Annotated in this window: 14 protein-coding genes; 7 read left to right on the top strand and 7 right to left on the bottom strand. The window is 67.7% G+C overall.

Annotated elements, in window-relative coordinates:
- Positions 1-180: 180 nt before the first annotated feature.
- From BW38_RS06040 to BW38_RS06050, 3 genes are all read left to right on the top strand, one after another.
- Complete coding sequence (locus BW38_RS06040) at positions 181-1,356, top strand: thiolase family protein (RefSeq protein WP_025879169.1); 1,176 nt, start codon at positions 181-183, stop codon at positions 1,354-1,356.
- A gap of 124 nt (positions 1,357-1,480) precedes the next feature.
- Entirely contained in the window at positions 1,481-1,822 is a 342-nt protein-coding gene (locus BW38_RS06045; RefSeq protein WP_025879170.1) for a hypothetical protein, read from the top strand.
- A 149-nt stretch (positions 1,823-1,971) separates the two neighbouring features.
- On the top strand, positions 1,972-2,382 hold the full coding sequence (locus tag BW38_RS06050) for a hypothetical protein (protein WP_025879171.1): 411 nt from the start codon (positions 1,972-1,974) through the stop codon (positions 2,380-2,382).
- Positions 2,383-2,567: 185 nt separating this feature from the next.
- Here BW38_RS06050 and BW38_RS06055 read toward each other — a convergent pair whose 3' ends face one another.
- The gene (locus tag BW38_RS06055; RefSeq protein ID WP_032977107.1) at positions 2,568-4,205 is read right to left on the bottom strand and encodes an acyl-CoA dehydrogenase family protein; all 1,638 of its coding nucleotides are present in this window, start codon (positions 4,203-4,205) and stop codon (positions 2,568-2,570) included.
- Between the two features lie 114 nt (positions 4,206-4,319).
- Here BW38_RS06055 and BW38_RS06060 point away from each other — a divergent pair, with 114 nt between their 5' ends.
- The 4 genes from BW38_RS06060 to pdeM are packed head-to-tail and all read left to right on the top strand — an operon-like array spanning position 4,320 to position 10,009.
- Positions 4,320-5,318 (top strand): ligase-associated DNA damage response exonuclease, encoded by a 999-nt coding sequence (locus BW38_RS06060; RefSeq protein ID WP_032977105.1) that lies wholly within the window; start codon positions 4,320-4,322, stop codon positions 5,316-5,318.
- Positions 5,315-6,922, top strand: a complete 1,608-nt coding sequence (locus BW38_RS06065) for an ATP-dependent DNA ligase (RefSeq protein WP_032977104.1) — start codon at positions 5,315-5,317, stop codon at positions 6,920-6,922. The genes BW38_RS06060 and BW38_RS06065 overlap by 4 nt, the downstream gene beginning before the upstream one ends.
- On the top strand, positions 6,919-9,378 hold the full coding sequence (locus tag BW38_RS06070) for a ligase-associated DNA damage response DEXH box helicase (RefSeq protein ID WP_032977102.1): 2,460 nt from the start codon (positions 6,919-6,921) through the stop codon (positions 9,376-9,378). Before BW38_RS06065 ends, BW38_RS06070 begins: the two co-directional genes overlap by 4 nt.
- Entirely contained in the window at positions 9,368-10,009 is a 642-nt protein-coding gene (gene pdeM, locus BW38_RS06075; RefSeq protein ID WP_032977137.1) for a ligase-associated DNA damage response endonuclease PdeM, read from the top strand. Before BW38_RS06070 ends, pdeM begins: the two co-directional genes overlap by 11 nt.
- Before the next feature lie 21 nt (positions 10,010-10,030).
- Here pdeM and BW38_RS06080 read toward each other — a convergent pair whose 3' ends face one another.
- From BW38_RS06080 to nagZ, 6 genes are all read right to left on the bottom strand, one after another.
- Complete coding sequence (locus tag BW38_RS06080) at positions 10,031-10,300, bottom strand: hypothetical protein (protein ID WP_025879177.1); 270 nt, start codon at positions 10,298-10,300, stop codon at positions 10,031-10,033.
- A 178-nt stretch (positions 10,301-10,478) separates the two neighbouring features.
- Entirely contained in the window at positions 10,479-11,747 is a 1,269-nt protein-coding gene (locus BW38_RS06085) for an NAD(P)/FAD-dependent oxidoreductase (protein ID WP_032977101.1), read from the bottom strand.
- A gap of 378 nt (positions 11,748-12,125) precedes the next feature.
- A complete protein-coding gene (locus BW38_RS06090) occupies positions 12,126-12,332 on the bottom strand; it encodes a cold-shock protein (RefSeq protein ID WP_019183439.1) in 207 nt (68 codons plus the stop codon).
- Positions 12,333-12,420: 88 nt separating this feature from the next.
- Positions 12,421-13,167: an S-methyl-5'-thioinosine phosphorylase gene (locus BW38_RS06095; protein WP_025879179.1), complete on the bottom strand. Its 747-nt coding sequence runs from the start codon at positions 13,165-13,167 to the stop codon at positions 12,421-12,423.
- Between the two features lie 81 nt (positions 13,168-13,248).
- Positions 13,249-13,803 (bottom strand): hypoxanthine-guanine phosphoribosyltransferase, encoded by a 555-nt coding sequence (locus BW38_RS06100; RefSeq protein WP_025879180.1) that lies wholly within the window; start codon positions 13,801-13,803, stop codon positions 13,249-13,251.
- Positions 13,803-14,810, bottom strand: coding sequence for a beta-N-acetylhexosaminidase (nagZ, locus tag BW38_RS06105; RefSeq protein WP_025879181.1), 1,008 nt, complete (start codon positions 14,808-14,810; stop codon positions 13,803-13,805). The genes BW38_RS06100 and nagZ overlap by 1 nt, the downstream gene beginning before the upstream one ends.
- Between the last annotated feature and the right edge of the window lie 52 nt (positions 14,811-14,862).

Here is a 14,862-nt window from a genome sequence, read left to right as displayed (position 1 = left end):
GTTTCCTTCCCATGAACGTTGGCCTGCCGCCATCCGGGCAGGCATCCAGTACTGCCCAGCGGCAGTCTTCGCCGACCCTCTATACTGGGCCGACCCCCACGCAGTCTGCCGGGAAACGGCGCCGTATCCAACGCCCGTCGTCTCCTTTCCGAACATTGCTCACGCATCAACGAGATTGCCATGTCCAACATCGTCATCGCCGCCGCCAAGCGCACCGCCATCGGCTCCTTCCTCGGCCAGTTCAACGGCGTTCCGACCCCGACCCTCGGCGCGGCCGCCATCGCCGCCGCGCTGGAACAGTCGGGCGTGCCTGCCAGCGACGTCTCCGAAGTCCTGATGGGCTGCGTGCTGCCGGCCAATCTCGGCCAGGCCCCTGCCCGCCAGGCAGCGATCGCCGCCGGTATTCCGCTGTCGGTCGGCGCCACCACCCTCAACAAGGTCTGCGGTTCGGGCATGAAGGCCATCATGCTCGGGCATGACCTGATCAAGGCCGGTTCGGCCAAGGTCGTGGTCGCCGGCGGCATGGAGTCGATGTCCAACGCGCCGCACCTGTTGCCCAATTCGCGCACCGGCAACCGTTTCGGCAACTTCCAGGCGGTGGACCACATGGCCCACGACGGCCTGGTCAATGCCTATGACGGCAAGGCCATGGGCGAGTTCGCCGAATGCGCCGTGGACAAGTACCAGTTCACCCGCGAAGAGCAGGACGCCTACTCCATCGAATCGGTCAAGCGCGCACAGGCAGCCCAGGCCAACGGCGCCTTCGCCGACGAGATCGTTGCGGTGAAGGTCGCCACCCGCAAGGGTGAAGTCGAGGTCGCCAGCGACGAACAGCCTGGTCGTTCGGACATTGCCAAGATCCCGACCCTGCGCCCGGCCTTCAAGAAGGACGGCAGCGTGACCGCCGCCAGTTCCTCCAGCATCTCCGACGGCGCTGCCGCCGTGGTCCTGCTGACCGAAGAAGATGCTGCCGCACGCGGCCTGCAGCCGCTGGCGCGCATCGTCGGCCATGCCACCCATTCGCAGGAGCCGGAGTGGTTCACCACCGCCCCGATCGGTGCCATCCACACCCTGCTGGCGAAGACCGGCTGGTCGCTGGACCAGGTCGATCTGTTCGAAGTCAACGAGGCCTTCGCTGTGGTGGCGATGGCACCGATGCGCGAACTGGGCATCCCGCACGACAAGCTCAACGTGAATGGCGGTGCCTGCGCGCTGGGCCATCCGATCGGCGCCTCCGGCGCACGCCTGGTGGTCACCCTGGTCAACGCATTGCGCACGCGCGGCGGCAAGCGCGGCATTGCCACCCTGTGCATCGGCGGCGGCGAAGCGACGGCTATCGCCATCGAGTTGATCTGAAAGGGTTTAACGTCTATTTCGCAAAAATGAATGCGGGATCGCTTGACACCCAATCTTGGCTTGTCATCATGTTGTCGGCGCGCAGCATGCGCGTTGCCTAATTCTAACGACGAGGATTTACACAATGAGCATCAACAAGCTGCTGGTCGCGATGTCCCTGGCTCTGGCCCTGGCCGCCTGCTCGAAGCAGGAAGCTGCCCAGGACGCCGCTGCTTCGGCCAACCAGGCCGCCACCGAAGCCCAGGCTGCTGCCGACCAGGCCGCCGCTGCTGGCGCCCAGACCGCCGACGCTGCCCAGCAGGCCGCTGACACCGCCGCCACCGCTGCTGACGCTTCGGTCGACGCCGCTGCCCAGGCTGCTGGCGCTGCCACCGACGCCGCTGCTGGCGAAGCCAAGGACGCCGCCAAGGCTGCCGAAGCTACCGCTGAGCAGGCCAAGGACGCTGCTGAAGAAGCCAAGAAGTAATAACTTCTTTCTTCAAGCTGTTCTGAAGAAGCCGCTGGTTCGCCAGCGGCTTTTTCTTTGCGCGCAGTTCCGTTCGCAGGTCACCACCAGGTCTTCACAACGGTATGAATAGGCTGGCGTCCCCATCCATTGCAGTACCGGAGACCGCCATGAAGATTCGTCCGCTGACCACTACCCTGCTGGCCGCCTCCCTGCTGCTCGCACTGGCTGCCTGCAAGGGCCCGGAAGCCGAACAGGCCAAGCAGGATGCCGCGCAGGCCGCCGACAGCGCCGGTGTAGCCGCGCGCGATGCCGTCGACAAGGCCGCTGCGGCCACCCGCGACGCTGCCGACAAGACCGCTGCCGCCTCTGAACAGGCTGCCGCCGATACCCAGCAGGCGCTGGACAGCGCCGCAGCCGCCACCGCCACCGCCGCCGACAAGGCCAAGGTCGCAGCCACCGATGCCGCCGCCCACGCCAGCGACGCCACGGCCGATGCCGCGCAGAAGGTTGCCGACAAGGCCCGCGATGTTGCTGACGACGCCAAGGCCACTGCCGCCAAGGAAGAAGCCAAGCACTAAGGCCTTCGCGTTCGTCGGGCATCGCCCGGCGCTACCGGAAAAGCCGCGGCATCGCCGCGGCTTTTCTGCTTTTCGCTTCTTCTGTTGATTCCGTGCTGGGCGCGCACGGAAACCGTCCAGGGCCGCGCGGCCCTGCCCACGCTCCAGCAGCGCCCACCACGAGGGGCCTCGCCGTTGGCCGTCACCTACGGCAGCGCACGCGCCAGCATCGCCGCCACATCCACCCCTGCCGGCAGCGTGCCGAATGCCAACCCATGCTCGCCGTGCAACCGGCTGCGGATGAACGCTTCGGCCATTGGACTGCGTGCACGCAGCAACAGCGCGGCCTGCAGCAGCAAGGCAGTGCGTTCGCAGAAGACCCGTGCCTGTGCCTCCTCCGGCGCCGCCGCATCGCGCCACTGCTGCAGTGCCGACGCATAACGCGCATCACGATCGGCCACCGCCTCCAGTTCACCGTGCAGCGCCGCCAGCACCTCCGGCTCGCGCGCCAGCGCGCGCAGCACATCCAGGCACTGGATGTTGCCGCTGCCTTCCCAGATCGAATTCAACGGTGCCTGCCGGTACAGCCGCGGCAACATCGATTCCTCCACGTAGCCGGCACCGCCCAGGCATTCCTGCGCTTCGTTGACGAACGCAGGTGCGCGCTTGCATATCCAGTACTTGCCCAAGGCCGTACCCAGCCGCGCGAGCGCGGCCTCGGCCGGATCGCTGCCAGCGCGATCGACCGCGCGTGCGATGCGCATCGCCAGCACCGTGGCCGCTTCCGATTCCAGCGCCAGATCGGCCAGCACGTTGCCCATCAGCGGATGGTCCATCAGTGGCTTGCCGAAGGTGCGCCGATGCCGCGCGTGATGCAGCGCCTGCGTCAGCGCCATGCGCATTTCCGCCGCAGCGCCCAGCATGCAGTCCAGCCGGGTCATCATCACCATGCCGATGATGGTGGCCACCCCGCGTCCCTCCTCGCCCACACGCCAGGCCTGTGCGCCACAGAACTCCACTTCGCTGGATGCGTTGGCCCAGTCGCCCAGCTTGTCCTTCAAGCGCATCAGGCGGAATGCATTGCGATCGCCGTCGGCCAGGCGCCGTGGCATCAGCAGGCAGGTCAATCCGGCCGGCGCCTGCGCCAGTACCAGGAAGCCATCGCACATGGGTGCGGAGAAAAACCATTTGTGGCCGATCAGCCGATAGCGCTCGCCGTCGATGGGTTCGGCGCGGGTGGTGTTGGCGCGCACATCCGAACCACCCTGCTTCTCGGTCATGCCCATGCCCAGGGTGATGCCGGCCTTGTCGGCCACTGGCACATCGCGCGGGTCGTATACCGGTGCGGCGGCCTTGCGCGACCACTCGGCCAGATGCGGCTGCCCGCGCAGCACGGCTACCGCGGCGTGGGTCATGGTCAACGGGCAGCTGGTGCCGGCCTCGGCCTGGTGGTGCAGGTAGCTCAGCGCAGCGCGCGCGACATGCGCGCCGGGCTGCGGCTCGTGCCAGGACAACCCTGCCACGCCATGTTCCTTGGCCGTCTGCATCAACTGGTGATACGCCGGATGGAATTCCACGGTATCGATGCGATGGCCCTGTGCATCATGGGTACGCAGGCGTGGGCGATCGCGGTTGGCGTCGAAGCCGATGCGGTACAGCGCGTCGCCGGCCAGCCCTCCGTACACCGCCAACCGCGGTGCGAACGCCGCCGCGCCCTCGCGCTGCACGGCCTCCATCAATGCGATGTCGTCGGTCCACAGCTGCCGGCCGGCGAACGGCGGCGGCTGGTTGAGCACCACATGGGTTTCGTAGGGGGCGCTGCTGTTGAAGCTCGGTCCACTCATCGGTTCCTTCCCCGCCGGCAAGAGGTGTGCGGTCCGATTGTGCCGTATCGCCCGGCAACCCCGCGTTCAGGCCGATTCTCGCCACGTGCACGACCGGACCGCCACAGTGACGGCATGGCAGGCAAAGACGATCTGGTAGTACTGCGGCCGGAAGGGCTGTACTGCGCGGCAGGCGATTTCCATATCGATCCCTGGCGGCCGGTACCGCGCGCGGTCATCACCCATGGCCATGGCGACCATGCGCGTCCGGGCATGGGCGAGTACCACTGCAGCACCGGCAGCGTGCCGATCCTGCGCTGGCGCCTGGGCGATGTGCCGCTGCACGCGCATGCCGAGGGCGTGCCGTTCGCGCTGGGCCGGGTGCAGGTATCGCTGCATCCCGCCGGCCACGTGCTCGGCTCGTCGCAGGTGCGCATCGACGATGGTGAGCAGGTCTGGGTGGCGTCGGGCGACTACAAGCGCCAGCCCGACCCGACCTGCACTGCATTCGAAGTGGTGCCCTGCGATACCTTCATCACCGAGGCGACCTTTGCGCTGCCGATCTACCGCTGGCCCGATACCCGTGCCGTGGCGGCCGAGATCGCCGCCTGGCGCCGCGAGTGCGCGCAGCGGGGCGAAGCGGCAGTGCTGCTCTGCTATGCGCTGGGCAAGGCGCAACGCGTGCTTGCCGAGCTGCGTGCGGTGGATGACCAGCCTGCCTGGCTGCATGGCGCCATCGCCAACGGCGTGGCCGTCTATCGCCAGGCCGGTGTGCCCATGCTCGACACGCTCACCGTTGCCGAACAGGGGCGTCAGCCCGATGCGGCCGGCCAGCTGATCCTGGCCCCACCCTCGGCCGCCGGTACGCCGTGGCTGCGCCGGTTCGGCCGCCACCAGCTCGGTTTCGCCTCGGGTTGGATGCAGTTGCGCGGCAACCGCCGCCGGCGCAACGTCGACCGTGGCTTTGTGATCTCCGACCATGCCGATTGGCCAGCGCTGCTGCAGACCATCACCCAGACCGGCGCGCAGCGGGTCATTGCCACCCACGGCAACACCGATGCGTTGATTCCGTACCTGCGCGAACGCGGCGTTGCCGCCGAAGCGTTCCGCACCGATTTCGGAGGCGAGGAATGAAGGCCTTCGCCGCGCTCTACCAGCGGCTGGATCGCAGCACGGCGACACTGGACAAGCGCGCGGCGTTGATCGATTACTTCCAGCACGCACGCCCGCATGACGCAGCGTGGGCGCTGTACCTGCTCAGCGGCGGCAAAGTGGGCGGCGCGCGGCGGAAGATTGCCGGCAGCGGCGAATTGCGGGCGTGGATCGCCGACGAATCCGGCCTGCCCCCCTGGCTGGTCGAAGACAGCTACGCGCAGGTCGGCGACCTTGCTGAAACGCTTACCCTGCTGCTGGATGATCCGGCCACCGAAGCCGAGGATCGGCCTCTGGCCGACTGGGTCGAACAACACCTGCTTGCCGTTGCCAACCAGCCGGAGCCGGTGCGTCGTGCCGCCGTTGTCGACGGCTGGCGACAGCTGGCATCGGCCGAACGCCTGGTCTTCAACAAGCTGCTGACCGGCGCGCTGCGCGTTGGTGTGTCGCAGCGCGTGGTGCAGCAGGCGTTGGCCGAGTGGTCCGGGCTGGATATCGCCCGTATCGCTCAGCGCATGCTCGGCGACTGGGTGCCCTCCCCCGGCCTGCTTACCACCTTGCTGTCTGCCGAAGAACTGCCGACCGATCGTCAGCAGCCCTACCCGTTCTTCCTCGCTTCGCCGCTGGAAGGCGAGCCCACCGAGCGGCTGGGCGACATCAGCCACTGGCTGCTGGAATGGAAGTGGGATGGCATCCGCCTGCAGTTGCTGCGGCGCCAGGGCGAGGTGGCGTTGTGGTCGCGCGGCGAAGAGCGGCTGGACGGTCGCTTCCCGGAGATCGAGCAGGCGGCAGCGTCTCTGCCCGATGGCTGCGTGCTCGATGGCGAGCTGCTGGCATGGGACGACGCCGACAATCTGCCGCGTGCATTCACCGCCCTGCAGACCCGCATCCAGCGCCGCAAACCCGGCGCCGCCACCCTGCGCAACACGCCGGTACGTGTGCTCGCCTACGATCTGCTTGAGCGCGACGGCGAGGACCTGCGTGCACTGCCGCTGCAGCAGCGACGCGTGCAGTTGGCCGAGGTGATCGGCACGCTCGGCGATCCGCGCATACAGCTGTCGCCCGAGGTGCCAGCCGACGATTGGCAGCATGCCGCGCAGCTGCGCGAAGCATCGCGCGAACGCGGCGTGGAAGGGCTGATGCTCAAGCGTCGTGATTCGGTCTACCAGTCCGGGCGTCGCCGTGGCGACTGGTGGAAGTGGAAGGTCGAACCGCTCACGATCGATGCGGTGTTGCTGTACGCGCAGGCAGGCCATGGTCGGCGCAGCACGCTGTATACCGACTACACCTTCGGCGTCTGGGACGGCGAGACACTGGTTCCAGTGGCCAAGGCCTATTCCGGTCTGGACGACAAGGAAATCCTCGCCCTCGACCGCTGGATCCGCGCGCACACGCGTGAACGCTTCGGCCCGGTGCGCAGCGTAAGTGCTGAACAGGTGTTCGAACTTGGTTTCGAAGCAGTCAACCGCAGCGCGCGCCACAAGTCCGGCATCGCCGTACGCTTTCCACGCATCCTGCGCTGGCGCCACGACAAGCCGGCTGCCGAAGCCGACCACCTGGCCCAGTTGCAGGCGCTGGCGCGATGAAGCGCAGCGATGCGCTGCAGCGCCTGCACGCATGGTTCGGCAGCCGCGGCTGGCGCCCCCTGCCCTTCCAGCGCGCCATGTGGCGTCATTACCTGGCGGGCGAATCTGGCCTGCTGCACACGCCCACCGGCAGTGGCAAGACCCTTGCCATGTTCGGCGGCCCCTTGTTGCAGGCGATGCTCGACCCGCCCCCCGCACCGCGTCGCGCCAGCGCGGTACGCCCGCTGCTGGTGCTGTGGGTAACGCCGCTGCGTGCGCTGGCCAGCGATACCGCACGTGCGCTGCAGGCACCGATCGACGGCCTGGGCCTGGGCTGGCGCGTGGGGCTGCGCAGCGGCGATGCCAGCAACCGCGACCGGCGCCTGGCCCGCGAAGGTCGCATCGACGTGCTGGTCACCACGCCGGAGTCGCTGGCGCTGTTGCTCAGCTATCCCGATACCCTCGAGCGCATGCGCCAACTGCGCTGCGTGGTGGTGGACGAATGGCACGAACTGCTGGGCAACAAGCGCGGCGTGCTGCTGCAGTTGAATCTGGCGCTGCTGCGTGAGGCAGCCCCGGCGATGCAGCTGTGGGGGCTGTCGGCCACATTGGGCAACCTGCCACAGGCACGCGACGTACTGCTGCCACACCGTCCACAGGCAACGATCGTGGAAGGTGCACGGCAGCGGCCGGTGACGATCCGCAGCCTGCTGCCCGAACCCGGCGAACGCTTTCCATGGGCCGGGCATCTTGGCCTTTCCCAGCTTCCGCGCGTGCTCGACGCGCTGTTCCGTGCACGCAGCAGCCTGCTCTTCACCAATACCCGTGCGCAGGCGGAACTGTGGCACCAGGCCCTCGCAGCCGTGTGGCCGGAAGATGCCGGCACGCTCGCCCTGCACCATGGATCATTGGATCCCACGCTGCGACAGCAGGTCGAGGACGGACTGCGTGCGGGCACGCTGCGGTGCGTGGTGGCCACCTCCAGCCTGGATCTGGGCGTGGACTTTCCGGAAGTGGACCAGGTGCTGCAGCTGGGCAGCCCGAAGGGCGTGGCGCGCCTGCGCCAGCGCGCCGGGCGTGCGCGCCATCGGCCCGGTGCCAACGGCCAGATACTGTGCATTCCCAGCCATGCGCTGGAACTGGCCGAGTACGCGGCGGCCCGGCACGCGTTGCATGACGGGGTGATCGAAGCGCGACGTCCTCCCACGTTGTCGCTGGACGTATTGGCCCAGCACGCCGTCAGCCGCGCGCTGGCGGGCGGCTTCAACGCCGATGCACTGCTGGAACAGGTCCGTGGCACGCATGCCTTCGCCGCGCTGGAGGACGCACAGTGGAATGCGGTGATCGATTTCATCGTGCAGGGCGGACGTGCATTGTCCCGGTACCCTGAGTTCCACAAGGTGGTACGCGATGCCGACGGCGTGTACCGCATGCCCGATCGCCGCCAGGCGCTGCGCCATCGGCTGTCGATCGGGACCATCAGCAGCGACGGCAGCGTGCGCGTACAGTTCCTGCGTGGCGGCAGCCTGGGCGCGGTGGAAGAGCAGTTCGCCAGCCGCCTGCGCCGCGGCGACCGTTTCCAGTTTGCGGGGCGGCTGCTGGAGCTGGTGCAGCTGCGCGACATGACCGCGTTCGTGCGCGTGGCGCGCGGTGGTGGTGATGGCGTGGTACCGCGCTGGCAGGGCGGTCAACTGCCACTGTCGATGCCCTTGGGCCGCGAACTGGAAAAGGTGCTGTCAGGCGCCGACCAGAGCGCGGAGTCGCGGTGGCTTGCACCGCTGCTGGCATTGCAGTCGCAGCTGTCTGCGGCGCCATCGCCCGACCACCTGCTGGTGGAAGACGTGCGCCGACGCGAAGGCCAGTTCCTGTTCGTCTATCCCTTTGCGGGCCGCCATGTGCACGAAGCGCTGGCCGCGCTGCTGGCCCTTCGCTGCACCCGTCGGCAACGCAACAGCATCGGCTATGCAGTGAATGACCATGGCCTGGTGCTCGCTCCGGCCACGCCGGTGGATCTGCAGGAACAGGACTGGCGGGCAATGCTGGATGCTGGCGATCTGCTGCAGGACCTGCGCGAAGCGGTGAACCTGGGCGAGCTGGCGCGCCGCCAGTTCCGCGGCATCGCGCGCGTAGCGGGCCTGCTGGTACCCAGCCTGCCGGGTGGCATGCCACGCTCGCTGCGCCAGCTGCAGGCCTCCGCCGGACTGCTGCATGACGTGCTGCGCGAGCACGACCCGGAGCATCTGCTGCTGGCATTGGCCGAGCAGGAAGTACTGCACGACAGCCTCGACCTGCCCGGGTTGCAGCAGGTGCTGGCACGCATCGCCACACGTTCGTTGTCCCTGCAGCGGCCCTCATCACTGACCCCGCTGGCATTTCCCTTGTGGGCCGAACGCCTGCGTGGGCAGTTCAGCAATGAAGACTGGCGTACGCGCGTGCAGCGTGCCGCGCAGCAGCTGGAGCGCCGCCATGGCCGCTGATCTTCCGCTGCAGCTGGGAGGTGAGTCGATGCTGCTGCTCGGCGGCCGGGCGCTGCTGTGGCCGGCGCAGCGCGCGCTGTTGATCGCCGACCTGCACCTGGGCAAGGCGGACGTGTTCCGGCGTGCGGGAATCGCCCTGCCGTCGGGCGGCACCGGCAATGACCTGCAGCGCCTGCAGGACCTGGTGACCATGCACCAGTGCCAGCAACTATGGATCCTCGGCGACGTCCTGCACGGCCCGGCGCATCGCGCGGCCTGGTATCAGCAATGGCTTGGCTGGCGCGAACATCACGCCGCGCTGGAGATCCACGTGGTGCGCGGCAATCACGACCGTGATCTGCCGAAGGCGGCGCTGCAGGTGCAGATGCATGACGACGCGCGATGGGGACCGTTCCTGCTGCGGCACGAGCCGCTGGCCGATGCCTCCGCGCACGTGCTGGCGGGCCATGTGCATCCGCAGGTTGCGTTGCCGGCACTGCGTCGGCGCTTCCCCGCGTTCTGGCTGCGCCAGGGCGTGACCATCCTGCCGGCATTCTCGGCATTCACCGCCGGTGTGGTGCCTGTACTGGCGCCGGGCGAACAGCTGCTCGCCTGTGTGGAAGACAGCGTAGTGCCGCTACCGGTTCGCTGACGCGTCGAGACCTGCGCGGGATTACGACGGGCGGGCGGCGATTCCGTGCATCAGGCTGAAATCCTGCGTCGCCTCGTCGGCGTGGCGCGGCAGTGCCTGTATCGCCATCAGCATTTCCTGCGCGCAGGCGCGGATATGGCCGTGGCTTTCCGGTGATGCGTGGCTGATCAGACTGCCGACATGAAACTCGAACACATCTTCCAGTACGTCGGGCTGGTCCTCGTGCAGCATCCGCAGCAGACCGCGCAGCTTGCAGATTTCCGATTCCAGCTTCTCGACCGCGAACAACATGGCATCCTCCTCGTGCATCGTGCGGCGCATCCGGGCCGCAGCAGGCAACGACAGCGGCGCCACCCGGGCCACGCGATGATCGATCACGAAAAGGAAAGCGGGCGACGCGGCTGCCGCGTGCTCATCTCTTGTCGCACATACGGGGTGAGGCAATCGTTAAGTGCCGTAACGAAAGGCTTCACGCGGTGGCCGGCATTTCCACGCCCTGTAGCGGCAGGGGCGCAGCGGCAAGCGCCTGGATGAATGCCGGATCGAGCGGCAACGCGCCCAGCCATCCGTGCTGGGTGCCGCTGAGCACGCGCAGCATGTGCCCGCGCCCGCCAGGCAGTCGTCCCATCGGTCCCAGCAGCACATCGCGCGCCTTTGCCCACGCATCGCGATCGGACTGGAACAGCGGCGTCAGCCAGCGGCTCCAGCGTTGATAGACCGCCACATGCGCACGTCGTTGCGCCTGGTAGGCCTGCAATGCCGGTTCGCCACCACCATGGGTGCGTAACGCGTCGCGCAGTGCCAGTGCATCCAGCAGCGCCATGTTCACGCCCTGCCCCAGCTGCGGGCTCATCGCATGTGCTGCATCGCCTGCCAGCACCAGCCGCCCCTGATGCCAACGCTTCATCACGGCATCGCGGTACACCGCGCGCGCCAGTTGACCAGCGTCACGCAGATGGGCAAAGCGCGCGCCCGCCTGTGGCCACAGCGCATGCAGTTCTTCCAGCCACGGCGCCATGCCGTCGCCCTGCCAGCGGTCGAAATCCGCACGCGGCAGGCTCCAGAAGAAGCTCAGGCGAGGCGTGTCGTCACCGGGTCGGGTGCCCACCGGCAGCAGGCCGATCATCTTGCGCGCGGCGACGTAGCGCTGCCGCAGCTGCTCCATGTGTGGCCAGTCTTCGGCCGGCAACAGGCACCACAGCGCACCCCACGGGTACACCCGGTCCAGCGCCGCGCCACCGTCGACGGCGTTGCGCAGCGTAGAGGCGGCGCCGTCGGCGGCAACCACCAGATCGAACGGTCCGTGCGTGCGACCGTCGCTGTCGCGCAGCCGCCCCTGCTGGTGATCGACCTCGACGATGGTTGTGCCCACGTGCAGCTCGCCGGCGCCTTCACGCGCCTGGTCCAGCACCGAGAACAACGCCCCGCGCTGCATGCCCATGCCGTGCAGGCGCGTATCCAGGCCGTCATAGCCCATGTCCATCACCGCGCGCTCGCACGGCGTATCGCCATACAGCCTTCGCACCGGCATGGCGTAGCCACGCACGGCCTCAAGCAGGCCCATCTGCCACAGCACCTGCAGTCCGCTGGGCTGCAGCAGGAATCCCGCACCCACCGGCCCGGGGGTCGGCACGCGTTCGAAGATCTCCACCTCGTGGCCATCACGGGTGAGCAGGATGGCCAATGCCTGGCCAGCGGTGCCGTATCCAATCACGGCGATGCGCAGTCGTTCCGTCATGCCTGCATTGTGCCATCGGCGCAGGGGCGGTACATCAGCTGCCCCCTCTTCCGAGCAGATGTGCATCGGGCTCCGCCACCATTGCCGGCTCTCCTGCGAATGTCCCCCGGCAGCCTCTGCGCGGCTGCCTCCTCCTTTACTTCGCAGGAGAGCCGGCAATGGTGGCAGCGCTCAGCTTTCATGGCCTCTGTTGGCGCGCGCGATTCCGCAACGGGAGCGCCTGTCCTTGCGTGCGAAGTAAAGGAGGAGGCGATGGCCGCAGGCCGGCGCCGGGGGACATTCGCACGCAAGGACGGGCGCTCCCGCCGCAAGAGCGTCTTCACGGCCAGCAAAAAAAAACCCCGCCGAAGCGGGGTTTTCAACGCACTATCGAGTGGATCACTCGGCCGGAACGATGTTCGAGGCCTGGGCGCCCTTCGGGCCCTGGGTCACGTCGTAGGTGACCTTCTGGCCTTCCTGCAGACTGCGGAAGCCCTTGGAGTTGATCGCGGAGAAGTGCGCGAAGACGTCGGCGCTGCCGTCCTCCGGCGAGATGAAGCCAAATCCCTTGGCGTCGTTGAACCACTTGACGGTACCGTTCGGCATGGTGATGCGTGACCTTATGCAATGAATGGGTGGTGTACGCTGAACCCGCGCACAAGCTGAGTATGCAAAGCTTGTTACGCGAAGACAATCACCCCCGCGCCAATTCGCCGACCAGTTCCGGAAGTCCGTTGCTGGCGGCCTGCACATTGGCGAGCACTTCGGCCATGGTGATCTCCTCACCATCACCGCACCCGGCGGCCCAGTTGGCAACGATCGCCAGGCAGGCGTAATCCAGCCCCAGCTCACGCGCCAGCGCCGCTTCGGGCATGCCGGTCATGCCGACCAGATCGCAGCCATCGCGGCGCATGCGCGCGATCTCGGCGATGGTTTCCAGCCGCGGGCCCTGGGTCGCGCCATAGCAGCCGCCATCGTGGACCTTCACACCGGTCACCTTCGCCGCCGCCAGGATCTTGCTGCGCAGCATCGGCGTATACGGATGGCCGAAGTCGACGTGCACCACGTCGGTGCCCTCTTCTTCGCAGATCGTGCTGATGCGGCCCCAGGTGTAATCGATTACCTGATCCGGGCAGGCCAGCACGCGCGGACCGAAATCGTCACCGATGCCACCGACCGTGTTCAGCGCCAGCACCCGCTGCGCGCCGATCTGCTGCAGCGCGGCCAGGTTGGCCCGGTAGTTGATCTTGTGCGGCGGCAACGAATGGCCTTCACCATGGCGTGCAAGGAAGGCCACGCGATGACCGAGCAATGTCCCGACCCGCACCGGGCCGGACGGCTTGCCGAAGCGGGTGTCGACTTCGTGGGTCTGCACGTCGTCAAGCTTGGCCAGGTTGTAGACACCGGTACCGCCAATCACGGCCAGGGCGATCTGTTGCATGGAAAGCACTCCAGAGAAAAAAGAACGCCGGCACCCGAGGATGCCGGCGGCGGGAAACGCAGGCCGCAGGCGGCCGCGTTGTTATTCCTTCATCGCGTAGATGGCCGGCACGCAGCGCAGGGTTTCGTTGACGTCCATGCCGAAACCGAACACGTAGCGATCCGGCAGCTCGATGCCGGCATAGTCGGCGGTGACGTCCGGCAGCGCGCGATCGTGCTTCTTCACGGTCATCGCGGCAATGCGCACGTCGGTCGCGCCCTGCTCCAGGCACCAGGTACGCACGCCCTGCAGGGTGTAACCCTCGTCGAGGATGTCATCGACCAGCAGCACGCGGCGGCCGAACAGCGCCGTGGCCGGCTTGTGCTTCCACACCAGGTCGCCGCCGGTGGTCTCACCGCGGTAACGGGTGGCGTGCAGGTAATCGAACTGCACGTCCTGGCCACGCGCGCCCAGCTCCAGTGCCAGCTGGCCGGCGAACGGCAGCGCACCGTGCATGATCGACAGGAACAGCGGCACCTCGCCCTGGTAGTCGCGCGCGATGGCGTCGGCGATGCCGGCAATGGCCTTGTCGATGGTGGGGCGGTCGACCAGCAGGTCGGCTTGGGCCAGGGCCTGGGAAATGGTGAGGTTCGGCATCAGACGGTTCTTCCAAGGGTTTGCAGCAGACGGGATTGGGTGTCGCCATGGCGGGCATCGGCCAGCAGGCCATCCCAGCCAAGCGCGCCGCGGCCGAGCAGGCCCAGCAGCGCAGCGGTATTGAGGGAGCGTCCCTGCACCGCGTGCAGGGCTTCATCGACCAGCTCCGGGTGGCAGACCAGCACCACATCGCAGCCGGCATCCAGGTGTGCGTGCACGCGTGCCGGCACGCCACCGGCGCTGTGCGAGGCGGCCATGCCGATGTCATCGGAGAACACCACGCCGCGGAAGCCGAGCTCGCCACGCAGGATCTGCTGGATCCAGCGCGGCGAGTAACCAGCGGGTTCCGGTGCGACCTGCGGGTAGATCACGTGCGCCATCATCACCGCATCGGCGCCGGCGGCGATACCGGCCGTGAACGGGACCAGATCCTGTGCGCGCAGTTCATCCAGCGCACGCGGATCGATCGCGGTATCCACGTGGGTGTCTTCCAGCACGGTGCCATGGCCGGGGAAATGCTTGAGGGTGGCGGCCATGCCGACCGCATGCATGCCGCGTACGTAGGCGGCGGTGAACGCGGCCACGACCTGCGGGTCTTCACTGAAGGCACGATTGCCGATGGCGCGATTGCCACGGCCGAGGTCGACCACCGGGGCGAAGCTCAGGTCCACGCCGCTGGCACGGACCTCACTGGCCATCAGCCAGGCGTGCTGCTCGGCCAATGCCAGCGCAGCGTCGGGATCCCTGGCGTACTGGACACCGATGTCCTGCAGCGGCGGCAGTTCGCTGAAGCCCTCACGGAAGCGCTGCACGCGACCGCCTTCCTGGTCCACGCAGATCAACTGCGGGCGCGGTGCGGCAGCGCGGATCGCCGCGGACAGTTCGGTCACCTGCTGCCGCGAAGCGAAGTTGCGCTTGAACAGCACCACCCCGGCCACAGCATCGTGCTGCAGCCACTCACGTTCCTGGGCGGTCAGTTCAGTACCGGCAACGCCGATCAGCAGCATGGTCGATCTCCACAACGGGCGCCCGCATGGCGCAGTGCCGCATTGTCGCAGA

Source organism: Stenotrophomonas sp. RIT309 (genome assembly GCF_000632045.1).
GTDB classification, from domain to species: Bacteria; Pseudomonadota; Gammaproteobacteria; order Xanthomonadales; family Xanthomonadaceae; genus Stenotrophomonas; species Stenotrophomonas indicatrix.
The sequence above is the reverse complement of the archived record's forward strand: the minus strand, read 5'-3'. Positions and strand labels throughout refer to the sequence as shown.